The organism is Propioniciclava tarda, assembly GCF_900182665.1.
In the GTDB taxonomy this organism is placed as follows: domain Bacteria; phylum Actinomycetota; class Actinomycetes; order Propionibacteriales; family Propionibacteriaceae; genus Propioniciclava; species Propioniciclava tarda.
On sequence record NZ_FXTL01000003.1, the window covers coordinates 91,378 to 115,409 of the forward strand.

Consider the following 24,032-nt stretch of genomic DNA (forward strand, 5'->3'; position numbering starts at 1 on the left):
GCGGTGGGAGAGGCGCCGATCCTGCGGCGATAGTCTTGCGCGCATGACCTCTTCGATCCTGACGCTCGCGGCGTGGCCGTACGCCAACGGCCCGCGGCACATCGGCCACGTCTCCGGGTTCGCGGTGCCGTCCGACGTGTTCGCGCGCTACCAGCGGATGGCCGGTAACGACGTGCTGTTCGTGTCGGGCACTGACGAGCACGGCACGGCGATCCAGGTCAAAGCCGACTCCGAGGGGCTGACGGCCCGCCAGACGGCCGACAAGTACCACCAGGTCATTGTCGAGGACCTCGCCGGGCTCGGCCTGTCCTACGACCTCTACACGCGCACCACGACGCTGAACCACCGCGCCGTCGTGCAGGAGCTGTTCCGGTCGCTGCACCGCAACGGCTACGTGGTGGCGAAAAAGCAGCTGGGCGCCATCTCGCCGTCCACCGGACGCACCCTGGCCGACCGCTACATCGAGGGCACCTGCCCGTTCTGTGGCGATCCCGGGGCCCGCGGCGACCAGTGCGACAACTGCGGACGCCAGCTCGACCCGTCCGATCTGAAGAACCCGCACAGCCGCATCGACGGCGAGGTGCCGGAGTTCCGCGAGACCGAGCACTTCTTCCTCGACCTGCCCGCGTTGGCCGAGCAGCTGCAGGCCTGGCTGGCGACGCGCCAGGACTGGCGTCCGAACGTCATCCGGTTCTCGACGCAGTTCGCCAAGGAACTCCAGCCGCGCGCGATCACGCGTGACCTGGACTGGGGCATCCCGATCCCCGTCGAGGGCTGGGAAGACGACGCGATGAAGCGCATCTACGTGTGGTTCGACGCGGTCATCGGCTACCTCTCGGCGTCCGTCGAGTGGGCGCGGCGCCAGGGGCGTCCGGACGCCTGGAAGAAGTGGTGGCACGACGCCGGCGCCGAGTCCTACTACTTCATGGGCAAGGACAACATCACCTTTCACACGGTGATCTGGCCGGGCATCCTGCTGGGCGCGAATGGCCAAGGCTCCCTGGGTGGGACGCCGTCGGAGGTCCTCGGGACGCTCGATCTGCCCACCGAGATCGTCAGCTCTGAGTTCCTGACGATGTCGGGCTCGAAGTTCAGCTCCTCGCGCAACAAGGTCATCTACGTCACCGACTTCCTGCGCGACTTCGGTCCGGACGCCCTGCGGTACTTCATCGCCGTCGCGGGCCCCGAGAACCAGGACACGGACTTCACCTGGGACGAGTTCATTCGCCGCGTGAACTTCGAGCTCGCCAACGAGTGGGGCAACCTCGTCAACCGGTCGATCTCGATGGCGCACAAGAACAACGGCGCGATTCCGGCCGCCCACGAGCTGACGGACGCCGACCGCGCGCTGCTCGAGGCGTCCAAGCTGGCCTTTGAGACGGTGGGGGAGCTCCTGAAGCGCGCCCGGCTCAAGCAGGCCATCGGTGAGGCGATGCGGGTGGTCGGGCTGGCGAACAAGTACCTCTCGGATTCGGAGCCCTGGAAGCTCAAGGACGACACCGAGCGGCGCGACACCGTGCTGCACGTCGCGCTGCAGGTCGTGAGCGACTGCAACACGCTGCTGACGCCGTTCCTGCCGCACGCGTCCCAGAAGGTCTTCGAGGCGCTCGGCGGCGAGGGGGTCTGGGCGGCGCTGCCGGTCATCACCATGGTCGACGAGGACGGCGGGCCGTCCTACCCGGTGTTGACGGGCGACTACGCGTCCGAACAGGCGGTGTGGGCGTCGCGTCCGATCGTCGCCGGGACGCCGTTGGCCAAGCCGTCGCCGATCTTCGCCAAGCTGGACGAGAAGCTGGGCCAGACCGGTCCGGAGTGGGCGCCGGTCGAGCCGAGCTGACCTACCAGGTCAGGATCCGGGGGACCTCAAGGGCGGAGATCGCCCGGTTGACCGTGACCAGCGTGGCGTTCTCGATGATCGCCTGTGCCACCAGGAGCCGGTCGAAAGGTCCTGATGGGACCAGGACATTGAGCCCGCGGGAAGGGCATGGCGGGAGGTGAACGGCCAGGCCATCAGGCCTAGCTCATCCGTCTCTGCATCCCTGGTCCAAACCGGGTTAGTCAACCTGGTGGTGAGGCAAGGTCACGCGTCTAGGTGGCGTCCGTCTGGCGCGCATACCGGGACGCCAGCGCCGAGCAGGCCATGAGTTGCGCCTGGTGGAAGACCATCAACGGCAGCATGATCAGGCCGATGGGATGCCCCGCGAACAGGACCGTCGCCATCGGCAGCCCGGTCGCGAGCGACTTCTTGGTCCCACACATCTGGATCGCGATGGCGTCCGCGCGGTTGAAGCCGAGCCGGCGCGCGGTCACCCAGGTCAGCCCCAGCATGAGCGCCAGCACGACGAGGCACACGGCCACGAGCACGACGATGTCCGCGACGCCCACCATGCCCCAGATGCCCTCGCGCATGCCGGCGCTGAACGCCGAGTAGACCACCAGGACGATCGAGCCCTGATCGAACAGCTTGAGCTTCTTGTGGCGGGCGACGAATGCGCCGGTCCAGCGGCGCGACGCCTGACCCAGGACGAACGGCAGCAGGATCTGGACGCAGATGTCCACGATCGACCCAAACCCCACCGACGCGTTCCCCGTCGTGTTCATCAGGGCGATCGCCAGAAGGGGCGTCACGAACACCCCCAAGAGATTGGACGCCGACGCGCTGACGATCGCGCCCGCCACGTTGCCCTTCGCGATGGACGTGAAGTTGATCGAGCTCTGAACGGTCGACGGGCACAGCGTCACGTACAGCAGGCCCGGGTAGAGCGCGGCCGACAGTGGCGCCGGCGAGAGGGCGCCCAGCGCCAGGCCGAGAAGCGGGAACACGACGAACGTGAACCCCAGGATCGTCAGGTGCAGGCGCCAGTGCTTGAGGCCCTTGATGGCCTCCTCGGGGTGCATCCGGGCGCCGTAGAGGAAGAACAGGCAGAAGATCGCGACCTTCGTCGCCCACGCGACGACGTCAACCATGGCGCCGCGCGCGGGGAGGAATGACGCGATGACGGCCGCCGCCAGGATCGCCAGCAGGAAGGGGTCGATCCTCAGTTTGCCCGGCGCAGCCACGAGGGCCACCCTAGTCGCCGTGCCCCTCGTGCCGATCGACGACCCGTCCGACCCGCGGCTGGCCGACTACGTGTCGCTGCGGGACGTGTCCCTGCGCCGCTCGCTGGAGTCGGAGCGGGGACTGTTCATCGCCGAGGGCGAGAAGGTCATCCGGCGCGCGGTCTCGGCCGGGCATCGACCGCGGTCGTTCCTGCTGGCCGAGCGCTGGTTGCCCGGTCTCGCCGACATTCTGGACGCCGACGCGTCCGTCCCCGTCTACGTCGTCTCCGAGGCCCTGGCGGAGGCCGTCACCGGCTTCCACGTCCACCGGGGCGCTCTGGCGTCCCTGCATCGGGCGGAACCGGCGCCCATGGCGTCCCTGCTCGGGCTGAGTCGGCTGATGCTGGCCGAGGACATCGTCGACCACACCAACGTGGGCGCGATCATCCGCAACGCCGCGGGCCTGGGCTGGGACGGCGTCTTGCTGTCGCCGCGGGCCGCAGACCCGCTGTACCGCCGCTCGGTGAAGGTGTCGATGGGGACGGTCTTCTCCCTGCCCTGGGCGCGCGTGGACGACTGGGCGACGGCGATCCCGGCGCTGCAGTCGTCCGGGTTCGTGGTCGTCGCGTTGGCGCTGACGCCGGACGCCGTCGCGCTCGACGAGTTCGCGGCGCGTTCGCGCCCGGAGAAGCTCTGCCTGGTCGTCGGCACCGAGGGCGAGGGCCTGTCGCGACGCTGGATCGAGCAGGCGGACGCCCGCGTGCAGATCCCGATGTCGCACGGCGTCGACTCGCTGAACGTCGCTGCGGCAACGGCGATCGCCTGCTACGCGCTGCGCTGACTGCGGTTCGGCGCCCGCGCACCCGCTGGCCAGCGGCATCGCCCCGTGTGAGGATGCGCCCATGATGACGATCTTCGAGGCCGCCGGCGGGATGGCCGGACTGCTCGGGCTCGCCCACGCGTGGCACCGGCGCGCGTACGCCGACGAGGTGGTGGGCCACGCGTTCGCCCACGGGGACCTGCTCGACCCGGACGGCGCCAAGGTCGCGGCCTACTGGGCTGAGGCGCTCGGCGGGCCAGCGGAGTACTCGCGCCTGATGGGCGGCGAGTCGTACGCGCTGCGTCGTCACGCCGGCAACGGCGTGCATCCGGACTTCGACGCCCGGGGCGAAGCGGTCTTCGACGCGGCTGTCGACGACTGCTTCGAGGGGGAGTTGGCGGTGACGCTCAAGGCGTACTTCCGCTGGGCGAACCGCCACATGACGGCTTACCCGCACGCCGTCGAGGACGTTCCGGACGGCCTGACCGTGCCGCACTGGGATTGGGGCGGGCCCGTCGGCTAGTCCTGTGATTGCGCGCCTGCGGTGCGGGCCAGGGCAGGTTCGAGCGGGGAAGCGTGGGCTGTCACGGCCGGGCTCCGCGCCGCTCACGGTGAGCCCGTGCGGGTGAGGGACGCCCTGACATCGCCGGCTGGAGCCTGTCGACACCGCAATGTGCCCGGGGCTTCGACAGGCTCAGCCAACGGCTTCCCGCATGGGCAAGGGGCTTCGACCAGCTCAGCCAACGTCCGACCCCGTTGAACCAGGGCCTCCCCCCAGTGATCGGGGCCTTAGGCCTCGGGGTCCTCGTCGCCCTCGGACGCCGACGTGCGGCGCGGCGTGATGGGCCAGTCCTCGGGGTAGAGGTGATTGGTCGCGGACTGGCTTTCGTCCAGTTTCCGGCGCGCGCGCGACGACAGTCGATCGCCGAAGACCAGGCCGTTGAGGTGGTCGGTCTCGTGCTGGAGGCAACGGGCGAGCAGTCCGTCGCCGACCACGACCACGTCGCGCCCCCAGGGGTCCTGCCCGCGGCAGACGCACGTGTCGGGCCTGGCCAGCGACTCGTAGGCGCCGGGGAAGGACAGACAGCCCTCCTCCTCGGCATCCAGGTGGCGTGCCCTGCCGGTCGGCAACTCGACCACCGGATTGCAGATGGCCCCGACCTGGCGCTTGGAGTCGGCGTCCGGGCAGTCGTAGATGAACAGCGACACCCCGCGGCCGACCTGCGTGGCGGCCAGTCCGACCCCTTCTGCGGCCTTCATGGTGGCGAACATGTCGCGCACCAGCGCGCGCAGGTCGTCGTCGAAGTCGACGACGGGCTCCGTCTTGGCGTGCATCACGGGTTCCGACCAGCGGGTGATCCGCAACACGGAACCTCCCGAGCGCAGGTCGGCGATGGTCTCGTCAGGCACGCGGTCCTCCTTCGTCAGCGCGCAGCGCCGACATTCTCTCATCCCGGACGCCGTGGGTCGGACTCCTCACGCTCAGCCTCTGGCACGCTGGCGTCCATGGCGACGGACCAGCAGCGCGGGGCGACGGACCCCACGGCCGACTGGCCGGCGCCCATGCGCGCGGACCTTGCCGCCTACCGCAGTCACCTGGCCGACACCCGCAACCTGTCGGCGCACACGGTCCGCGCGTACCTGGGCGACCTCGTCGATCTCGGAGATCACCTGCTGGCTCACGCTCGCGCCGACTTTGCCGAGGCGGACCTCGCCGCGCTCCGGGCGTGGCTGGCCGCGCAGCACGCGAGGGGTTCCGAGCGCACGACGCTGGCCCGGCGGGCCACGGCGGTCCGGGTCTTCTACGCCTGGCTGCACGACCACGGACGCGTGCCGCGGGACCCTGCGGCCGCCCTGCGCTCGCCCAAACCGGCCCGGACGCTCCCGCCGACGCTGGACCGCGGCCCCACTTCGGCCCTGTTCGAGCACCTCGCCCGACGTGTGGACGAGGCGTCCACCGATCACGCGCGCGCCATCGCGCTGCGCGACGCGGCCATCATCGAGCTGCTCTACTCCAGCGGCCTGCGCGTGTCCGAGCTGTGCGGCTTGGACGACCGCGACCTGGATTGGGATCGCGGCCTCGTCCGCGTGCTGGGTAAGGGCGGCAAGGAGCGGACCGTACCGCTGGGGCGTCCGGCGGCGAACGCCCTCGTGGCCTGGCAGCGGGAACGCCGGCACCTCGCGGAGTCCGGGTCGCCGCTCTTCGTCGGGGCGCGCGGTGACCGCATTGATCCGCGGGTGGTCCGGCGCGTGGTCCACGAGGCCCTGGACGCCGTGCCGGACGCCCCTGCTCTGGGTCCGCACGGCCTTCGGCACGCGATGGCGACGCACCTGCTCGAAGGGGGCGCGGATCTCCGCAGCGTCCAGGAGATGCTCGGGCACGCGTCGTTGGCCACCACGCAGATCTACACCCATGTCTCCAACGAGCGTCTGCGGGCGGCCTTCGAGCAGGCGCATCCGCGGGCCTGATCCCTCCTAGCACCGTGACGGTCTGAGTCAGCCCCCTCATCACGTCGCTCACCCGCCCCTGATCGCCGCGGCGTCGGCGTCCGACAGCAGGATCACCTCGCCGCCGAGCAGGCTCAGCGGGTTCAGATACGTCTCGCCCCGCCGTAGTCCCCAGTGCAGACAGACCGGGGCGGCGCACGAGTGCCCCGCTTCGAGCACGCCCATGACCTGACCCCGCGACACCCGCGTGCCCACGTCGACGGACGCGACCACAGGCTCGTAGGTCGACCGCGTGTCGCCGTGCGCCAGCACCAGCACCGGGCGCCCCGCCAGGTCCTGGGCGAAGGTCACGACACCGTCGACGGGAGCCACCACCGCCACGCCTGCGGATGCCGCTAGGTCGACCCCGCGGTGACCGGATCCCCACCGCACGTCGGGCGGCGCGAACGCGCCGACCACGCGACCTGGCACCGGCAGGACGCCCCGGGCGGCGGCGTCCGCGGGGGCCGCGGCACCGATGACGAGGCAGAGGGCGGTCACCAGGGCAATCAGTGTGCGCATGAGGGTCCTTTCCCTGATCGAGCGCACACACATTAGGCGGGTCGTTCCACCCCTTGTCAGCTCACAATTGCCCCCCGGCGCTCGGTCCCGACGGCGTCCGCACCTGCCAACAAGCGAGGCGGCGCCGGCAGCGGTTTGGCCGAGCCCAGAAGGCGGTCGTAGGATGAGCGCTGCGATCCGGCAGATCCGGGTCGACATCGCATGAGCCGAACCGTCGCCAGACGGCTGGTCCCCCGAGGTCCCCGCGAGGGGTGGGGCGTCCAGGGCCCATCAGGCGGACCGAACAGCTCGGTCCGGACAACTCAGCTGCGGCAATTCCCGCAGGCCGACCGGCCTGCCTGCCGCGAGAAAGGAACGGCCATGGCCGTCGTTACCACGCGCCAGCTGCTGGAGGCCGGCGTCCACTTCGGACACCAGACCCGCCGCTGGAACCCCAAGATGAAGCGCTTCATCTTCAACGAGCGCAACGGCATCTACATCATCGACCTGCAGCAGTCGCTGAAGTACATCGACAACGCCTACGCCTTCGTGAAGGCGACCGTCGCCCGCGGCGGCCAGATCATGTTCGTCGGCACCAAGAAGCAGGCCCAGGAGGCCATTGCCGAGCAGGCGACCCGCGTCGGGATGCCCTATGTGAACCAGCGTTGGCTGGGCGGCATGCTCACCAACTACGGCACGATCAGCAAGCGCATCGGCAAGATGAAGGAGCTCGACGCTCTCGACTTCTCCAACGTCGCGGCGTCCGGCCTGACCAAGAAGGAACTGCTCCAGCAGAAGCGTAAGAAGGAGAAGCTGGAGAAGACCCTCGGTGGCATCAAGGACATGGGCAAGCTGCCCCAGGCCATTTGGATCGTCGACACCAAGAAGGAGCACCTCGCGATCGACGAGGCGCGCAAGCTGAAGATCCCGATCATCGGCATCCTGGACACCAACTGCGATCCCGACGAGGTCGACTTCGCGATCCCGGGCAACGACGACGCGATCCGTTCCGTCGCGCTGCTGACCCGCATCATCGCGGACGCCGCCGCCGAGGGTCTGCTGGCCCGCAGCTCCGGCGGCATGACCACCGGTGAGGTCGCCCAGCCGATGGCCGATTGGGAGCGCGAGCTGCTGGGCGCCGTCGAGCAGCCCACCTCCGAGGCTGAGGCCCTCGAGGGCAGCGACGCCGAGGGCGCCGCACTGGCCGATGAGGTCACCGCGGGCGTCGAGTCCGCCGCGATCGCCGAGCCGGCGGACGCCGTGGCCGCCGTCGAGGCTGCCGAGGCCGCGAACGAGTCGGTGGACCCGGTCGTCGAGGCCGCCGCCGACGACGCCAACTGAACAGATCCAGGACTAGAACGAGAAAAGAGACGCTCACATGGCAATCACCGCCGCTGATGTGAAGAAGCTCCGCGACATGACGGGCGCGGGCATGATGGACGCCAAGAAGGCCCTCGATGAGGCCAACGGTGACTTCGACGGCGCCATCGAGATCCTCCGGGTCGCGGGCCAGGCGAAGACCGCCAAGCGCGCCGACCGCGACGCCAAGAACGGCCTCGTGGCCGGCGCCGGCAAGACGGTCATCCGTCTGGCCGCCGAGACCGACTTCGTCGCCAAGAACGACGAGTTCGTCTCGCTGGCGTCCGAGATCGTCAAGGCCGTCGCTGCGGCCGGTATCGCCGACCTGGACGCCGCCCGGGCCGTGACCCTGGCGTCCGGACAGACCGCCGCCGAGGCCGTCGACGCGCTGGCCGCCAAGATCGGCGAGAAGCTGGAGCTCGCCGAGGTCGCGACCTACGACGGCGACACGGTGACCTACCTGCACCGCCGCAGCCAGGACCTGCCCCCTCAGGTCGGCGTGATGGTCGAGTACACGGGCGGCTCCGAGGAGTTCGTCCGCGGCATCGCCATGCAGATCGCCGCCATGTCCCCGCAGTGGGTCACGGCCGATCAGATCCCGGACAGCGTGATCGCCCAGGAGAAGCACGTCGCCGAGCTCAAGGCCGCCGAGGAGGGCAAGCCCGAGAAGATCATCCCGAACATCGTCGCGGGTGCTCTCAAGAAGTTCGCCCAGGACAACTGTCTGGTCGACCAGGCCTCGGTCTCCGACGACAAGAAGACCGTCGGGCAGCTCCTCAAGGAGAACGGTGTCACCGTGACGCGCTTCGTGCGCTTCAACGCGGGCGCCTGATCGAACCTCGAACGGCCCAGCCACCCCCGGGGTGGCTGGGCCGTTCGTCGTGTGGGCCGGGCCCCGAGAGCGAGCCGTGCTCCGAGGTCCACTAGAGTGATCCACGACCCTCACAGCGTGACCGGCGCCCTCGGCGTCCAACCAGCGAAGGAGCCCTATGGCCAGCCCCTACCGACGCGTCCTGCTCAAGCTCTCGGGCGAAGCCTTCGGCGGCGGCAAGGTCGGCGTCGACCCGGACGTGATCTCCGAGATCGCGGCCGAGATCAAGCAGGTCGTCGAGTCCGGGGTCCAGGTCGCGATCGTGACGGGCGGCGGCAACTTCTTCCGCGGCGTCGAGCTGCAGCAGCGCGGCATGGAGCGGCGTCGCGCCGACTACATGGGCATGCTGGGCACGGTCATGAACTGCCTCGCCCTGCAGGACTTCCTGGAGCAGGCCGGCGTGCCCACCCGCGTCCAGACCGCCATCGCCATGGGCCAGGTGGCCGAGCCCTACATCCCGCTGCGCGCGGTCCGGCACCTCGAGAAGGGACGCGTGGTCCTGTTCGGCGCCGGCTCCGGCATGCCGTTCTTCTCCACCGACACGGTCGCTGCGCAGCGCGCGCTCGAGATCGGCGCCGATGTGCTGCTGATGAGCAAGAACGGCACGGACGGCGTCTACGACTCCGATCCCGCGAAGAACCCGGACGCCAAGCGCTACGACTCGCTGTCCTACAACGACTTCCTCGCCCAGAACCTCAAGGTCGCGGACGCCACGTCCATCAGCCTGGCCCGCGACAACAAGCTCCCCATGATCTTCTTCGACCTCGGCGTCCCCGGAAACATCGTCCGGGTCGTCCAAGGTGAGAAGATCGGCACGACGGTCCACGCCTGAGCGCCGACAACGAAAGGACGCCGACATGATCGACGACATCATCAAGGACGCCGAGCGGAAGATGGGCTACACGGTCGATCACACGCGCGAGGAGTTCGCCGCCATCCGCACCGGACGCGCCCACCCGGCCATGTTCAGCAAGATCATGGTCGACTACTACGGCTCGCCGACGCCGCTGCAGCAGCTCGCCACCTTCCAGGTGCCCGAGGCGCGGACGGTCCTGATCTCCCCGTTCGACCGGGGGTCGATGAAGGCGATCGAGAAGGCCATCCGTGACTCCGACCTCGGCGTCAACCCGGCCGACGACGGCAACGTGATCCGCTTGGTGATGCCGCAGTTGACCGAGGAGCGTCGCCGCGAGTACATCAAGGTCGCCCGCCACAAGGCCGAGGATGGGCGCATCGCCGTCCGCAACGGACGCCGCCACGCCCTCGACGCCATCAAGAAGCTCGAGAAGGACAAGGAGATCGGCGAGGACGACGCCAAGGGCGCCGACAAGAAGCTCGATGTGATCACCAAGAAGTACATCGATCAGATCGACGCCGAACTCAAGGCCAAGGAAGCCGAGCTGCTCGAGGTCTGATGGCAGACGACGTCCCCACCACCGCACCGACGAAGCGCTCGGCGGGTCGCGACCTGCCCGCAGCCATCGGGGTGGGCGTGGGGCTGATCGCCCTTGTCGTCGTCACGTTGGCGTTCTTCCACTGGGGGTTCATCCTGCTGGTCGCGGCCATGTTGAGCCTGGGCGCCTGGGAGCTGTTCCGGGCTTTGGAGCGACTCAAGGCCCGCGCGGCGATCTGGCCGATCATCCTCGGCACGGTCGCGATGATCGCGGGGACGTACGCCTCGGCGCGCGAGCTGGCCTGGCTCGGCATCCCGTGGAACTCGGCGCTGCTGATGTTCCTGGCCGCCACCGTCCTGGCCGCCATGATCGTCCGGATGCCGCGGGGGGCGTCCGGCTTCGTGAAGGACGCCGCCGCGAGCCTGTTCATCATCGGCTACATCGCGCTGCTGGGCTCGTTCACCGCGCTGATCCTGGCGCCGAAGGACGGCGCCGCGCGCATGGTGACGTTCCTGCTCTGCGTCGTCGGGGTCGACACGGGCGGCTACGTGGCGGGGGTCCTGTTCGGCAAGCACCCGCTCGCGCCCACGATCTCGCCGAAGAAGACGTGGGAGGGGTCGGTCGGCTCGGTCATCTTCGCGGTGGGCGTCGGCGTGGCCATGAGCGTGCTCGTCTTGGGTGCCCCCTGGTATGTCGGGGTGGTGCTCGGCATCGTGACGGTGATCTTCGGCACGCTCGGCGACCTGCTGGAGTCCATGATCAAGCGCGACGTCGGCATCAAGGACATGAGTTCGATCCTGCCCGGCCACGGGGGAGTGATGGATCGCCTCGACTCGATGCTGGTCGCCGCCCCGGCCGCCTGGCTGGTGCTCTTCCTGATGGTGCCCGGCGGATGAGCGAGCTGACGGCGTCCGACCGCGAACGGCTGGCCCGCGAGGCGGACGAAGCCGCCGCCGAGCTGGACGCCCACGCGCGTGCCGGACGCGCCCTGCCGGTCGTGATGAAGGCCCCGAAGGCGGCCAAGCCGCCGCGACACTGGGCCGATCTCAAGGCGTCCGAGCGAGTGGACGCCGTCCTGGCCGCGGGCCTGCCGAAGTTCCGCGCAGGCCAGATCGATCGCCACTTCTTCAGGTCCGCGTCGGACGACCCGCACACCTGGACTGACCTACCGACCGCCGTCCGGACGCAGCTCGCCGACACCTACTTCCCGACGCTGATCGCGCCCCTGCGCGTGCAGACCGCCGACGAGGGCACGACGATCAAGACGCTCTGGCGCCTCCACGACGGCAACCTGATCGAGTCGGTGCTGATGCGCTACGGCGTCCCGGGCATCGCCTCCTCCGGCCCCGGACGGCAGCGCTCGACCCTGTGCCTGTCCAGCCAAGCCGGCTGCGGCATGGCCTGCCCGTTCTGCGCGACCGGCCAAGGCGGGCTGCAGCGCAACCTCAGTGCTGGCGAGATCGTGGCGCAAGTCAAGGCGGCCACCAAGGACGGCCCCCTCAACAACGTCGTCTTCATGGGCATGGGCGAGCCCCTGGCCAACTACAAGCAGCTCATCAAGGCGCTGCGGGTCATGACGGGCGACATGGGGCTCTCGGCGCGCGGGATCACGGTCTCGACGTCCGGACTCGTCCCCCGCATGATCGAGCTGGCGTCCGAGGGGCTGCCGGTCACCCTGGCGCTCAGCCTGCACGCCCCGGACGACGAGCTGCGCAACACGCTCGTCCCGATCAACCAGCGCTACCCCGTCTTGGACGCCGTCGGCGCGGCCTTCGCCTACTTCGAGGCCACCGGACGCCGCGTCTCGATCGAGTACGCGCTGATCCGTGACGTCAACGACCAGGCCTGGCGCGCGGACGCCCTGGCCGACCTCCTCAAGGGCCACGGACGCGGCGGCGCGTGGGTCCACGTGAACCTGATCCCGCTGAACCCGACGCCCGGCTCCAGGTGGACGGCGTCTCGTCGGCGCGACGAGCGCGAGTTCGTGGCCCGGCTGGAGAAGCGTTCGATCGCCGTCACCGTCCGGGACACCCGCGGACGCGAGATCGACGGGGCCTGCGGTCAGCTGGCCGCAGGCGAGCGTTCGGACTGATCAGGACGCGTCGACGGCGACCGTCGTCGGAAACGTCGGCCCGAGCCGGCGCACCACCCCGATCAGCAGGATCGCGACGACCGCGATCAAGGCGAACTCGACCACCGCGATCGGGACCTTCGCCTGCACCGCCGAGATGACGCCCAGGTTCACGACCCCGTGCACGACGACGGCCACGACCCAGGCCAGCAGCTTGCGCCCGTGGACGATGCCGGCGAGCACCACCAGCGAGAGCGCGATGTGCAGGCCGATCGCGCCGATGCGTTCGAGCCCGGCCAGTCCGAAGTCCCACCAGGGGGTCTGGGTCATGGCCTTCTCGATCTGGGCGGCCACCTCGGGGGTCAGCGTCTTGGTCACGGCTGGCCACTGGCCGGTGTTCATCATGACCGCGATGACTAGGTTGTTCAGGTTGACCAGCCCGACGAGCAGGATCGCCTCGAGTCCGCCGTGGCCGAGGCCGAACGCGACCCCGTCCGCGAGCCGGTGGAAGGCCTTCATCAGCAGCACCAGGACGACGAGGCGTCCGGTCTCTTCGAACAGCCCGGCGCTGAAGCTGGCCACCGGCGCCGACAGGAGCACCGACTTCGCCGGATCGCCCAGGCTGGGCACGACGATCGTCATCAACGGGATCCGCAGCACGACCTGCGAGACGAAGAACGCCAACATGCCGCACCAGAAGGCGCGTCCGACCTTGCCGAAGCGGCGGAGCAGTAGGACGGCGCCTCCGAACGGCAGCGCGATGCAGACGATGACGGTGAGCGCCATCAACACGATGGCCGCAACGGGCACCATGGCTACCTCCTCGAGCTCGGGTCCAACCTAACGCGCGCCTCAGTCGAGCGCGGCGATGGCGTCCTCGATCGTGTCGACGAGGTGGACGTGGGGCTGCATCAAGCGTCCGGACGCGAGCGCCGCCAGCAACGGGTAGGCGGGAACGGTCTCGGTCCAGTAGTCGAGCCCGACCAGCACGAGCGGACGCAGCTGGTGCAACTCGGCGGCGTAGTAGTTGCGGGTGACGGACTGGAAGATCTCCTGCACGGTGCCAGCGGCGCCCTCGGTGAAGATCAGCCCGCCTCCGCACAGCGACAACAAGACGTCCTCGCGGATGGCGTTGTCGAAGTACTTGGCGATGCCGGTCGCGAAGACGTTGGGCGGCTCGTGCCCGTAGAACCACGTCGGGACGCCGAGGGTCGGTTTCGTGCAGTGATAGCGGTCGCGGACGGCCAGGCCCAGGGACGCCCAGGCCTCGATGCTGTGGTGGAACGTCGGCACGCTTGCCAGTTCGTCGCAGGCGGCGTCCAGGTCGGCCGCCGTGCCCCCGAAGGACGCCCCCAGGTTGGCCGCCTCCATCGCGCCTGGTCCGCCGCCGGTCACGACGAGGCGTCCGGACGCCGCGAGCTGGGCTGCCAGCCGGGCGGTCCGCCGATAGGCCTCTGAGCCCCGGGCGATCGCGTGACCGCCCATGATGCCCACGCCGAGGGCCTGGTCCGGGGCGGCCTCGGCCAGGGCGTCCGAGATGGCGTGGTCGTGCAGGGCACGGGCCAGGGCGGCGTCCAGCAGTGACGACGCTCCCCTCAGCGTCCAGGAGTAGTTGCGGCCGTCCGGGGTGGAGGGGTAGCCGCGATCGAGGCCGCGGTACAGCTCGTCGGCGTTGTAAAGGCTGGCGCGGTAGGCGTTGAACGGCACGTCCGGGAGCCGCGGAAAAACGAGCGCCCCGCGGCGCGCCAGCGAATCGGCCGCCGAGGCCGACAGGTCGCAGCCCAAGAACAGGGCGTTGTGCACGTCGGTGCGCTCGAGGATCGGCTGCCGTGCGGTCAAGTCCAGGCTCTGCACCGCGCAGCCGCGCAGCGTGCCCTCGCCTGCCACGTGGGCGTCGAAGGCGTCCAGAGTCTCGATCTCGCGGCGCACGGTGAGAGACTAGCGCCGTGCGTGACGTCATCATCCTGGGAAGCACCGGCTCCATCGGCACCCAGGCGCTCGACGTCATCTCCCGTAACCCGGACGCCTTCCGCGTCGTCGGGCTGGGCGCCGGCGGCGGCAACGTGGCGTTGCTCGCCGAGCAGATCGCGGCCTTCCGGCCTCGGCTCGTTGCAGTCGCCACCTGGGACGCCGCGAAGGCCCTGGCCCGAGCCCTGCATGAGGCGGGGGTCGGCGTCCACGAGGTCGCGGTGGGGCACGGCGACGCGGCGATGGAGGCGCTCGCGGCGTCCCCGTGCGACGTCGTGCTCAACGGCATCACCGGCGCCGCCGGGTTGAAGCCGACGCTCGCGACGCTGAGGGCCGGCACGACGCTGGCGCTGGCCAACAAGGAGTCCCTGGTGATCGGCGGACGCCTCGTCACCTCGGCCGCCGCCCCCGGCCAGCTGGTCGCCGTCGACTCCGAACACTCGGCGCTCGCCCAAGCACTGCGGGCGGGCGCCCGGGGTGAGGTTCGGCGGCTGATCCTCACGGCGTCCGGCGGCCCCTTCCGCGGACGCACCCGCGACGAGCTCGCCGATGTCACCCCGGACCAGGCCCTCGCGCACCCCACCTGGGCCATGGGCCGCGTCGTGACGATCAACTCCTCGACGCTGATGAACAAGGGCCTGGAACTGCTCGAGGCGGCGCTGCTGTACGACGTCGACGTCGACGACATCACCGTGGTCGTCCACCCCACCTCCGACGTGCACTCGATGGTCGAGTTCTGCGACGGCGCCACCATTGCCCAGGCCAGCCCCCCCGACATGCGCCTACCGATCGCCCTCGGCATCGCCTGGCCCGACCGCGTCCCGGACGCCTCGCCGACCTACGACTGGTCCGTGCCGCGCACGTGGTCGTTCGAGCCGCTGGACGACGAAGCCTTCCCGGCCGTGAACCTCGCCCGCCGCTGCGGCAAGGCCGCCGGCACCGCGCCCGCCGTGTTCAACGCCGCCAACGAGGTCTGCGTGGACGCCTTCTGCGACGGACGCCTGCCCTATTTGGGCATCGTGGCTACCGTGTCGGCCGTGGTTGACGAGCATCTGGCAGGGACCGCCGCGTCGGCGTCCGGACGGCACGTCGGCGACGACGAACTCACCGTGGACGCCGTCTTGGCCGCCGACGCCTGGGCGCGAGAGCGGGCGTCCGAGCTGACCGGGACCCCGACGTGACGATCCTCCTCAACGTCGTCTTCGGGCTCCTGTTCTTCGCCGCCCTGATGGCCTGCGTCGCCCTGCATGAGGTCGGGCACATGCTGCCGGCCAAGCTGTTCGGCGTGAAGGTGCCGAAGTACTTCGTCGGCTTCGGCAAGACCCTCTGGTCGACCAAGCGCGGCGAGACCGAGTACGGCGTGAAGGTGTTCCCGCTCGGTGGATTCGTGCAGTTGCTCGGGATGTACCCGCCGAGGCGTCCGGACGCGCGCGACACCAGGCTGCAGCGCTTCGCCGACGACGCCCGCGAGGCCGAGTGGGAGGACATCGAGCCGGCCGACCAGGCCGCGCATCGCCTCTTCTACCAGCAGAAGACCTGGCAGAAGCTGGTCATGATGGCCGGCGGCATCACGATGAACCTCCTGCTGGCCTTTGTGCTGACTTGGGGCGTCCTGGGCTTCCACGGGGCCGTCCGCCAGCAGACCACGGTGTCCGGCGTCGCTGCGTGCAGCAAACCGTCCAACCCGGACGGCACCTGCGCCGCCACGGACCCCGCCTCACCGGCCGTCCAGGCGGGCCTCACCGCGGGCGACAAGATCGTCGAGTTCAACGGCGTCGCGATCACGTCCTTCGACCAGCTCACGGCCCTGATCCGCGCGAACGCCGACCGGGAGGCGTCCGTCGTCGTCGAACGCGGGGGCGTCCGGACGCCGCTGAAGACGGTCCACACGGTCGTCGACGCGCGCCGCGACAACCTGGACCCGAGCAAGTTCGTGCAGGTCGGCACCCTCGGCTTCGGCGTGACGGCTGTGCTGCAAAAGGGGGGTCCGGTCGAGGCGATCGGCGACCTGAAGACGATGACCGAGCAGTCCGTGGTCGCCCTCGTCCAGCTGCCGGTGAAGGCGTTCAACGTGGTGGCCGATCTGGTCACGGGCAAGCCCCGCGACGTCTACGGACCGATCAGCGTCGTGGGGGCGTCCACGGTGGCCGGCGAGGTGGCGACCGCGGATCTGCCCGTGGGCTACAAGGTCGCCATGTTCGTCAGCCTGCTGGCCTCGGTGAACCTCTTCCTGGCCCTGTTCAACCTGGTGCCGTTGCCGCCGCTCGACGGCGGGCATATCGTCGGGGCTTTGTACGAGGTGGCACGCCGTGGCGTCGCGCGACTTCGGGGCTTGCCCGACCCGGGGCCCGCCGATACCGCCAAGATGTTGCCCGTGGCCTACCTCGTCGGTGGGCTCGTGCTGCTGATGGGCGTCGGACTGATCGTCGCCGACATCGTGTCTCCGGTGAAGATCTTCTAGCGAAGGAGAAGTCATGGCCGTCAACCTGGGCCTGCCCGCCGTTCCGCCGCCCGTGCTGGCCCCGCGTCGTCCGACGCGGCAGATCCGGGTGGGCAGGGTCGGCGTCGGCTCGGACCACCCGGTCTCTGTGCAGTCGATGACCACCACCCCGACCGACAACATCGACGCGACGCTGCAGCAGATCGCTCAGTTGACCGCCGCCGGTTGCGACATCGTGCGGGTCGCCGTCCCGAACCAGTCGGACGCCGACGCGCTGCCGATCATCGCGAAGAAGTCGGCGATCCCCGTGATCGCGGACATCCACTTCCAGCCCAAGTACGTCTTCGCCGCGATCGACGCCGGCTGCGCGGCCGTCCGGGTCAACCCGGGCAACATCAAGGAGTTCGACGACCAGATCGCCGCCATCGCCAAGGCGGCCACGGACGCCGGCGTCAGCTTGCGCATCGGCGTCAACGCCGGCTCGCTCGATCGTCGGCTGATGGCCAAGTACGGCGCGGCTACGCCTGACGCGCTGGTCGAGTCGGCCCTGAACGAGGCCCGCCTGTTCGACGAGGTGGGCTTCCGCGACTACAAGATCTCGGTCAAGCACCACGACCCGGTCGTGATGGTCCAGGCCTACCGCAAGCTGGCCGCGGCCACGGACGTGCCGCTGCACCTCGGCGTCACCGAGGCCGGACCGGCCTTCCAGGGCACGATCAAGTCGTCGGCGGCCTTCGGCATCCTGCTGGGCGAGGGCATCGGCGACACCATTCGCGTCTCGCTGTCAGCCGATCCGGTCGAGGAGGTCAAGGTCGGCCTCAAGCTGCTCGAGGCGCTGAACCTGCGCCAGCGGCAGATGGAGATCGTGTCCTGCCCCGGCTGCGGGCGCGCCCAGGTCGACATCTGGGGGCTCGCCAATGCGGTGACCGACGGGCTCGCCGACCTCAAGGCGCCCTTGCGGGTCGCGGTCATGGGCTGCGTCGTCAACGGTCCGGGCGAGGCCCGCGAGGCCGACCTCGGGGTGGCCGCCGGCAACGGCAAGGGCCAGATCTTCGTGAAGGGCGAGGTCGTCAAGACCGTGCTGGAGTCGGAGATCGTCGCCACCTTGATCGAGGAGGCCAACAAGATGGCCGCCGAGATGGAGGGCGCCGAAGGCTCCGCGGAGGTTGTCGTCGCCCGATGAACGTCCGGGTCCTCGACCGGTCCGACCGCCGGGCGGTCGCCGCGCTGGTCGATGCCGACCCGGTGCTCAACGTCTTCGTCGCGTCCCGGCTGGCCGCCGGCGTCCTGGAGCGGCACGCTCCGGGCGAGCTGTGGGGTTATCCCGGCCGGACGCCTCGCAGCGTCGTCCACGTGGGCGCCAACTTGGTGCCCGTCAACACCGACGAGGCGTCCAGCAGGGCGTTCGCTGACCGGATGGGTCCGGTGCGGCCGTTCTGCGCCATCGTCGGGCTGACCGATGAGGTCACACGCCTGTGGCGCGACCTGTCCGACGTCTGGGGTGACACCTACGCGGGCGCCCGCGCCGTGCGTGAGCGCCAGCCCGTCATGGCGACCGGCCGGCTGTGCCCGATCGCGGAGGACCCCCGGGTGACGCGCGTGACGGCGTCCGACTTCGACGCCTACTTCGCCGCGGCCGTCGCGATGTACACCGAGGAACTGGACGAGAATCCGCTGGAATCGAACCCGTACGGGTATCGCCGCTACGTGAAGACGCTGATCGAGACCGGACGCGCGTTCGGGATCATCGAGGACGGAGAGGTCCTCTTCAAGGCCGATCTCGGGGCGGTCGGCGGGGGAGTGGCCCAAGTCCAGGGCGTCTGGGTGGCGCCGAAGCTTCGTGGCCGCGGGCTCGCCGCGCCCGCGATGGCGACCGTCACCAACACCGTCGTACGCTCGGGGCGGACGGCGTCCCTCTACGTCAACGACTTCAACACCCCGGCCATCGCCACCTACCGGCGCTGCGGCTACACCGACCGCGGCATGTTCACCACAGTTCTCTACTAGTCCGACGCCGCTCGGCACCCGGGCCTACAGTCGGCGTATGAGCGAGCACCTGTCGGCCCACCTCAAGATCCAACGACCCGTCAGCGAGGTGTTCGACTTCGTGCGGCGTCCGGAGCACCACACCGACTTCGACGCATCCGGCATGGTCGGACGCGCCGTCACGCCCGGCCCCATTCGCAACGTCGGGGACGTCTTCACGATGGAGATGACGTACACGGACGCCGCGGGTCGCGAGACCCGCTACCGGACCGACAACCACGTCACGGCGTTCGAGCCCGGACGCCTCGTCGAGTGGGCGGTGGCGCCTGCGGGCGGCGAGCTGCTGGGGTGGCGATGGCGCTACGCGTTCCACGCGGACGGCGACGCGGCCACGGTCGTCACCGAGACGTACGACTGGGCGGGCACGTCCGAGCAGAACCGCCGCGACTACGGCGTCCCGGCGTTCAAGAAGGCCGACCTGGAGGCGTCCCTGGCGCTGCTCCAGTTAGCCCTCGTCGCCGCCCACGGTGACCAGCCGAGGCTCGAGGGCGACTGACGCAGTTCGGCCCGTCCGGGGCCGACGCACTAGGCTGCGGGGCGTGATTGCCCGCCTGTCGAATCTGTTCGTTCGTACCCTTCGCGAGGACCCGGCGGACGCCGAGGTCCCGAGCCACCGCTGGCTCGTCCGCGCCGGCTACATCCGCCGCGCCGCGCCCGGCATCTACACCTGGCTGCCGCTGGGGCTGAAGGTACTGGCGAAGGTCGAGCGGATCGTCCGCGAGGAGATGGACGCCATCGGCGCCCAGGAGGTCCGGTTCCCGGCCCTGCTGCCGCGCGAGCCCTACGAGGCGACGAACCGCTGGACCGAGTACGGCCCCAACCTCTTCCGGTTGAAGGACCGCAAGGGCGTCGACATGCTGCTCGGACCCACCCACGAGGAGATGTTCACCCTGCTCGTCAAGGACCTGTACGGCTCGTACAAGGACCTGCCCTTGAGCCTCTACCAGATCCAGACGAAGTACCGCGACGAGGCGCGTCCGCGGGCCGGACTGCTGCGCGGACGCGAGTTCGTGATGAAGGACTCCTACTCCTTCGACATGGACGCCGAGGGCCTGCAGGCGTCCTACGACGCGCATCGCGCGGCGTACATCAAGATCTTCGACCGGCTCGGCCTGGAGTACGTGATCGTCAAGGCGACCTCCGGCGCCATGGGAGGGTCGGCGTCCGAGGAATTCCTGGTCATCGCGGACAACGGCGAGGACACCTTCGTCCGCTCGCCCGGCGGCTACGCGGCCAACGTCGAGGCCGTGACGACGCTGGCCCCCGCGCCGGTCGACAGCTCGGACGCCCCTGCGCCGTACGCTGTGCCCACGCCCGGGACGCCCGGGTGTGACGAGCTCGTCGAGCTGCTGAACCGCGACTTCCCGCGCGCCGAGGGTGCCTGGACGACGCCCGAGACGCTGAAGAACATCCTGTTCACGCTGCGCTTCCCGGACGGGAAGACCAAGCCCATCTGCGTCGGCCTGCCCGGCGACCGCGAGGTCGACCTCAAGCGCCTGGAGGCGTCGGTCGCGCCCGCCGAGATCATTCCGTTCGGCGACGAGGACTTCGCCAAGTACCCGACGCTGGTCAAGGGCTTCATGGGTCCGGACGCCCTGGGCTCGGCGTCGGCCTCCAAGATCGAGTACCTGGCCGACCCGCGCCTGGTCGCGGGCAGCCGCTGGATCTCGGGCGCCAACCGCGTCGACGAGCACGTCATCGGGCTGGTCGTCGGCCGCGACTTCACCCCCGACGGCTACCTGGACGTCGCCGAGGTCCGCGAGGGCGATCCCGCGCCGGACGGCTCGGGCCCGCTGACCCTGGCCCGCGGCATCGAGATGGGCCACATCTTCCAACTCGGCAAGAAGTACGCCGAGGCGCTCGGCCTCAAGGTGCTCGACGCGAACGGCAAGCTCGTCACCGTGACCATGGGCTCCTACGGCGTCGGCGTCTCGCGGGCGGTCGCGGCCGTCGCCGAGAACACCTGCGACGACAAGGGGCTGGCCTGGCCGCGGGCGCTCGCGCCCTACGACGTGCACCTGATTCCGGCGGGCAAGGACGAGTCGATCTACGCCGCGGCCGAGGCGCTGGCGTCCGAGCTGTCGGCGCGTGGCGTGGAGGTGCTGCTGGACGACCGCAAGGCCTCGCCCGGGGTCAAGTTCACCGACGCGGAGCTGCTCGGCATGCCCACGTCCGTCGTGCTCGGACGCAGCCTCGCCGACGGTCTCGTCGAGGTGCGCGATCGTGCGTCCGGGGAGCGGACTGACGTTCCGCTGGCCGAGGCGGCGGACCGCATCGTCGCCCTCGTCCAGGGTCGCTAGTCCGGACGCCGTGGCGGTCCCGCGGACGGCTCCTGTCCGGCGACCCGCACGGTCGTCCGGGCTGGCCTGCCTGCCGAGGGTTCGCTGGGCGGCCGGCGAGCGGCGAGGACGGCGTCGGGACGGGTCGCTCGAATGACCGGGCTCGAGCTGCCCCTGGCGGCCATCGTTGCCCTGATCGCGGCGGCCTTCGTCGCCGGGTGGATCGACTCGATCGTCGGCGGGGGAGGGCTGATCCAGCTGCCGGCGCTGCTCATCGGCCTGCCGCAGGGGACGCCCGTCCCGACGATCGCGGGCACCAACAAGGTCCCCAGCTCGATGGGGACCGCGGTGGCGGCGTCCACGTACCTGCGGAAGGTCAAGATCGACTGGTGGGGGCTGCTCCCGCTCGTCGCGGGCTCGGCGATCGGGTCGGCGCTGGGGGCCCAGCTGACGCACTTCCTCGACCGGAAGGCGTTCAACCCCTTGGTGCTCGGCGCGATCATCGCGGTCGGCTGGTACACCTACCGGCGTCCCGCCCTCGGCCTGCACGCGAACGTGCGGCACTCGGGCTGGCGCGGCTACGCCTGGCTAGGTGGAATTGGGCTGCTCGTCGGTCTGTGGGACGGCTTCGTCGGGCCGGGCACTGGCACGTTCTTCCTGATCCTGCTGGTGGCGATCATGGGCTTCGACTTCCTGCTCGCCACGACGCTGGCCAAGCTCGCCAATTTGACCACCAACCTGGCCGCGATCGCCGTGTTCGGGGTGTCGGGCAACATCCTGTGGGGCCTGGCCCTGTGCATGGGCGTCGCCAACCTCACCGGCGGCTTCCTCGGCTCGCGGACGGCCCTGCGCAACGGCAACGCCTTCGTCCGCAAGGTGTTCCTGGCGATGATCGTGATCCTGGGCGCCAAGCTGGCGTGGGACACGATCGCGCAATTCGTCTGACACACCAGACCGGCTTGGGGTTGCCCTGGCCGCCCGATATGCTGCGCTGATCGTCCGCCAGGATGGTTTTGAAAACTGCACCGCACAACTGGATCCCCTTCGCGGCGGTGCCGTCATCGAAGGAGTGGGTCATGCGCGTTGCCGACATCGAAGACGTGATCGCGGCCGCTGCCGCCGCGTCCGAGCTGGAGATCGATCGCATCGAGACCGCTGCCGCCGGACGCCGCACGGTGCTGCGGATCTTCCTCGACGGTGACGGTCCGGACGGCCGCGGGCCCAGCCTCGACCAGATCGCCCAGGCCACCCGCGCGATCTCGGCGGCCCTCGACGAGTCCCCGAAGGTCGGCGATGCGCCCTACGTGCTGGAGGTCTCCTCCCGCGGCGCGACCCGGCCCCTGACCGATCCGAAGCACTTCCGCCGCAACCTCGGACGCCTCGTCGAGCTGTCACTGGCCGACCACAGCAAGGCGAGTGGCCGCATCAAGGCAGCCGACGCCGACGGCGTCCGGCTCGACGTGGCCGGCGCCGAGCGTGACGTGCCCTTCGCCGACATCACCAAGGCGGTCGTTCAACTCGAACTGACCAAGCTCCCCGACGAGGACGAGTCCGACGTCTTCGACGACGACACTGACGACACAGAAGAGGTGTGACGTGGACATCGACATGACGGCCCTCCGCAGCCTGGAACGCGACAAGGACATCCCGCTCGACGTGCTGGTGGACGCCCTGGAGGACGCCATCCTCAACGCGTACGCCAAGAGCACCAACCCCGTGAAGGGAGCCCGCGTCTCGCTCGACCGCAAGTCGGGCAAGGTGACCGTCTGGGCGCCGGAGCTTGACGACGAGGGCAACGCCATCGGCGAGTACGAAGACACCCCCGAGGGCTTCGGACGCGTCGCCGCCGCGACCGCCCGCCAGGTGATCTTCCAGCGCCTGCGCGAAGCCGAGGACGAGCAGAAGTTCGGGCACTTCTCGGCCAAGGAGGGCGACATCCTGATGGGTGTCATCCAGGCCGACCGCGACAGCCGCACGGTCCGGGTCGACCTGGGTCCGCTCGAGGCGATCATGCCGCTGGCCGAGCAGGTGCCGACCGAGGATTACGCCCACGGCAAGCGCCTGCGCGTCTACGTGGTGTCGGTCCGGCGCGAGCCCAAGGGGCCGGTCGTCGTCGTCTCCCGGACGCACCCCAACCTGGTGCAGCGGCTGTTCAAGATGGAGGTCCCCGAGATCGAGACGGGCGTCGTCGAGATCAAGGCCGTCGCTCGCGAGGCCGGACACCGCACCAAGATCGCCGTCGTCTCGAACGACAACAACGTCTCGGCCAAGGGCGCCTGCATCGGCCCGATGGGGCAGCGGGTGCGCGCGGTCATGAACGAGCTGAACGGCGAGAAGATCGACATCATCGACTGGTCGGCCGACGGCGCGACGTTCGTCCGCGAGGCGCTCTCGCCGGCGAAGGTGGCGTCGGTGACGGTCACCGATCAGTTCGCCAAGGCCGCCCGCGTCATCGTCCCCGATTACCAGCTGTCGCTCGCCATCGGACGCGAAGGCCAGAACGCCCGCCTCGCCGCGCGCCTCACTGGCTGGCGTATCGACATCCGTCCTGACACCGCTCAGGACTGACGCCGACAGGCCCAGAGCCGCCCTTCGACAAGCTCAGGGATCGTTGGCTGGGCTTGTCGAAGCCCTCTGGCCCCGCCGTTGGCTGAGCTTGTCGAAGCCCTCCGCCGCCGTCTGGCCCCTGCGGCGTTCGATCTCGATCGTGGACGCCGACGCGAACGAAACCGGCCGCCTCCTGACGGGGACGGCCGG

25 protein-coding genes are annotated in these 24,032 nt (G+C 69.8%); 19 read left to right on the top strand and 6 right to left on the bottom strand.

Annotated features, from left to right (window positions below; genetic code table 11):
- Positions 1–43 precede the first annotated feature (43 nt).
- Positions 44–1,837: a methionine--tRNA ligase gene (gene metG, locus FN821_RS04135; RefSeq protein WP_131171318.1), complete on the top strand. Its 1,794-nt coding sequence runs from the start codon at positions 44–46 to the stop codon at positions 1,835–1,837.
- 1 nt (position 1,838) lies between these two features.
- Here metG and FN821_RS14860 read toward each other — a convergent pair whose 3' ends face one another.
- Both FN821_RS14860 and FN821_RS04145 read right to left on the bottom strand, forming a co-directional pair.
- Positions 1,839–1,928 (bottom strand): type II toxin-antitoxin system VapC family toxin, encoded by a 90-nt coding sequence (locus FN821_RS14860; RefSeq protein ID WP_142640438.1) that lies wholly within the window; start codon positions 1,926–1,928, stop codon positions 1,839–1,841.
- 160 nt (positions 1,929–2,088) lie between these two features.
- Positions 2,089–3,060, bottom strand: a complete 972-nt coding sequence (locus FN821_RS04145; protein WP_131171317.1) for a bile acid:sodium symporter family protein — start codon at positions 3,058–3,060, stop codon at positions 2,089–2,091.
- 19 nt (positions 3,061–3,079) lie between these two features.
- Between FN821_RS04145 and FN821_RS04150 the strand changes: the two genes are divergently transcribed.
- Both FN821_RS04150 and FN821_RS04155 read left to right on the top strand, forming a co-directional pair.
- A complete protein-coding gene (locus tag FN821_RS04150; RefSeq protein ID WP_241660089.1) occupies positions 3,080–3,880 on the top strand; it encodes a TrmH family RNA methyltransferase in 801 nt (266 codons plus the stop codon).
- A 61-nt stretch (positions 3,881–3,941) separates the two neighbouring features.
- Positions 3,942–4,382, top strand: a complete 441-nt coding sequence (locus FN821_RS04155; RefSeq protein ID WP_131171315.1) for a globin domain-containing protein — start codon at positions 3,942–3,944, stop codon at positions 4,380–4,382.
- A gap of 266 nt (positions 4,383–4,648) precedes the next feature.
- Here FN821_RS04155 and def read toward each other — a convergent pair whose 3' ends face one another.
- Positions 4,649–5,269: a peptide deformylase gene (def, locus tag FN821_RS04160; protein ID WP_241660088.1), complete on the bottom strand. Its 621-nt coding sequence runs from the start codon at positions 5,267–5,269 to the stop codon at positions 4,649–4,651.
- 96 nt (positions 5,270–5,365) lie between these two features.
- Between def and FN821_RS04165 the strand changes: the two genes are divergently transcribed.
- Positions 5,366–6,328: a tyrosine recombinase XerC gene (locus tag FN821_RS04165; protein WP_206661987.1), complete on the top strand. Its 963-nt coding sequence runs from the start codon at positions 5,366–5,368 to the stop codon at positions 6,326–6,328.
- A gap of 48 nt (positions 6,329–6,376) precedes the next feature.
- Here FN821_RS04165 and FN821_RS04170 read toward each other — a convergent pair whose 3' ends face one another.
- The gene (locus FN821_RS04170) at positions 6,377–6,868 is read right to left on the bottom strand and encodes a peptidoglycan DD-metalloendopeptidase family protein (protein ID WP_206661986.1); all 492 of its coding nucleotides are present in this window, start codon (positions 6,866–6,868) and stop codon (positions 6,377–6,379) included.
- Between the two features lie 360 nt (positions 6,869–7,228).
- Here FN821_RS04170 and rpsB point away from each other — a divergent pair, with 360 nt between their 5' ends.
- From rpsB to rlmN, 6 genes are all read left to right on the top strand, one after another.
- Positions 7,229–8,188 carry a 30S ribosomal protein S2 gene (gene rpsB / locus FN821_RS04175; RefSeq protein ID WP_131171312.1) on the top strand — a complete coding sequence of 320 codons (960 nt, stop codon included), beginning with the start codon at positions 7,229–7,231 and terminating at the stop codon, positions 8,186–8,188.
- 37 nt (positions 8,189–8,225) lie between these two features.
- Entirely contained in the window at positions 8,226–9,038 is an 813-nt protein-coding gene (tsf, locus tag FN821_RS04180) for a translation elongation factor Ts (RefSeq protein ID WP_131171311.1), read from the top strand.
- Positions 9,039–9,195: 157 nt separating this feature from the next.
- Complete coding sequence (gene pyrH, locus FN821_RS04185) at positions 9,196–9,909, top strand: UMP kinase (RefSeq protein WP_131171310.1); 714 nt, start codon at positions 9,196–9,198, stop codon at positions 9,907–9,909.
- 28 nt (positions 9,910–9,937) lie between these two features.
- Positions 9,938–10,492, top strand: coding sequence for a ribosome recycling factor (gene frr / locus FN821_RS04190; RefSeq protein WP_180319735.1), 555 nt, complete (start codon positions 9,938–9,940; stop codon positions 10,490–10,492).
- Entirely contained in the window at positions 10,492–11,367 is an 876-nt protein-coding gene (locus FN821_RS04195; protein ID WP_131171308.1) for a phosphatidate cytidylyltransferase, read from the top strand. Before frr ends, FN821_RS04195 begins: the two co-directional genes overlap by 1 nt.
- Positions 11,368–11,471: 104 nt before the next feature.
- Positions 11,472–12,563, top strand: a complete 1,092-nt coding sequence (gene rlmN / locus FN821_RS04200) for a dual-specificity RNA methyltransferase RlmN (RefSeq protein WP_241660096.1) — start codon at positions 11,472–11,474, stop codon at positions 12,561–12,563.
- On the opposite strand, the gene FN821_RS04205 is transcribed toward rlmN, so the two are convergent.
- Both FN821_RS04205 and FN821_RS04210 read right to left on the bottom strand, forming a co-directional pair.
- Positions 12,564–13,355 carry a YhfC family intramembrane metalloprotease gene (locus tag FN821_RS04205; RefSeq protein WP_131171306.1) on the bottom strand — a complete coding sequence of 264 codons (792 nt, stop codon included), beginning with the start codon at positions 13,353–13,355 and terminating at the stop codon, positions 12,564–12,566.
- Positions 13,356–13,394: 39 nt separating this feature from the next.
- Positions 13,395–14,471: an LOG family protein gene (locus FN821_RS04210; protein ID WP_131171305.1), complete on the bottom strand. Its 1,077-nt coding sequence runs from the start codon at positions 14,469–14,471 to the stop codon at positions 13,395–13,397.
- A gap of 17 nt (positions 14,472–14,488) precedes the next feature.
- Between FN821_RS04210 and dxr the strand changes: the two genes are divergently transcribed.
- The 9 genes from dxr (at position 14,489) to nusA (ending at position 23,843) form a co-directional block, all read left to right on the top strand.
- Positions 14,489–15,691 (top strand): 1-deoxy-D-xylulose-5-phosphate reductoisomerase, encoded by a 1,203-nt coding sequence (gene dxr, locus FN821_RS04215; RefSeq protein ID WP_131171304.1) that lies wholly within the window; start codon positions 14,489–14,491, stop codon positions 15,689–15,691.
- A complete protein-coding gene (locus FN821_RS04220; RefSeq protein WP_131171303.1) occupies positions 15,688–16,971 on the top strand; it encodes a M50 family metallopeptidase in 1,284 nt (427 codons plus the stop codon). The genes dxr and FN821_RS04220 overlap by 4 nt, the downstream gene beginning before the upstream one ends.
- Before the next feature lie 13 nt (positions 16,972–16,984).
- Complete coding sequence (gene ispG / locus FN821_RS04225) at positions 16,985–18,133, top strand: flavodoxin-dependent (E)-4-hydroxy-3-methylbut-2-enyl-diphosphate synthase (RefSeq protein WP_131171302.1); 1,149 nt, start codon at positions 16,985–16,987, stop codon at positions 18,131–18,133.
- Positions 18,130–18,957, top strand: coding sequence for a GNAT family N-acetyltransferase (locus tag FN821_RS04230; RefSeq protein ID WP_131171301.1), 828 nt, complete (start codon positions 18,130–18,132; stop codon positions 18,955–18,957). The genes ispG and FN821_RS04230 overlap by 4 nt, the downstream gene beginning before the upstream one ends.
- Before the next feature lie 37 nt (positions 18,958–18,994).
- Positions 18,995–19,492 carry an SRPBCC family protein gene (locus FN821_RS04235; protein WP_131171300.1) on the top strand — a complete coding sequence of 166 codons (498 nt, stop codon included), beginning with the start codon at positions 18,995–18,997 and terminating at the stop codon, positions 19,490–19,492.
- 43 nt (positions 19,493–19,535) lie between these two features.
- A complete protein-coding gene (locus tag FN821_RS04240; protein ID WP_131171299.1) occupies positions 19,536–21,296 on the top strand; it encodes a proline--tRNA ligase in 1,761 nt (586 codons plus the stop codon).
- Positions 21,297–21,428: 132 nt separating this feature from the next.
- Positions 21,429–22,220, top strand: coding sequence for a sulfite exporter TauE/SafE family protein (locus FN821_RS04245; protein ID WP_131171298.1), 792 nt, complete (start codon positions 21,429–21,431; stop codon positions 22,218–22,220).
- Between the two features lie 131 nt (positions 22,221–22,351).
- Entirely contained in the window at positions 22,352–22,870 is a 519-nt protein-coding gene (rimP, locus tag FN821_RS04250) for a ribosome maturation factor RimP (protein ID WP_131171297.1), read from the top strand.
- Between the two features lies 1 nt (position 22,871).
- Complete coding sequence (nusA, locus tag FN821_RS04255; RefSeq protein WP_131171296.1) at positions 22,872–23,843, top strand: transcription termination factor NusA; 972 nt, start codon at positions 22,872–22,874, stop codon at positions 23,841–23,843.
- Positions 23,844–24,032: the final 189 nt, after the last annotated feature.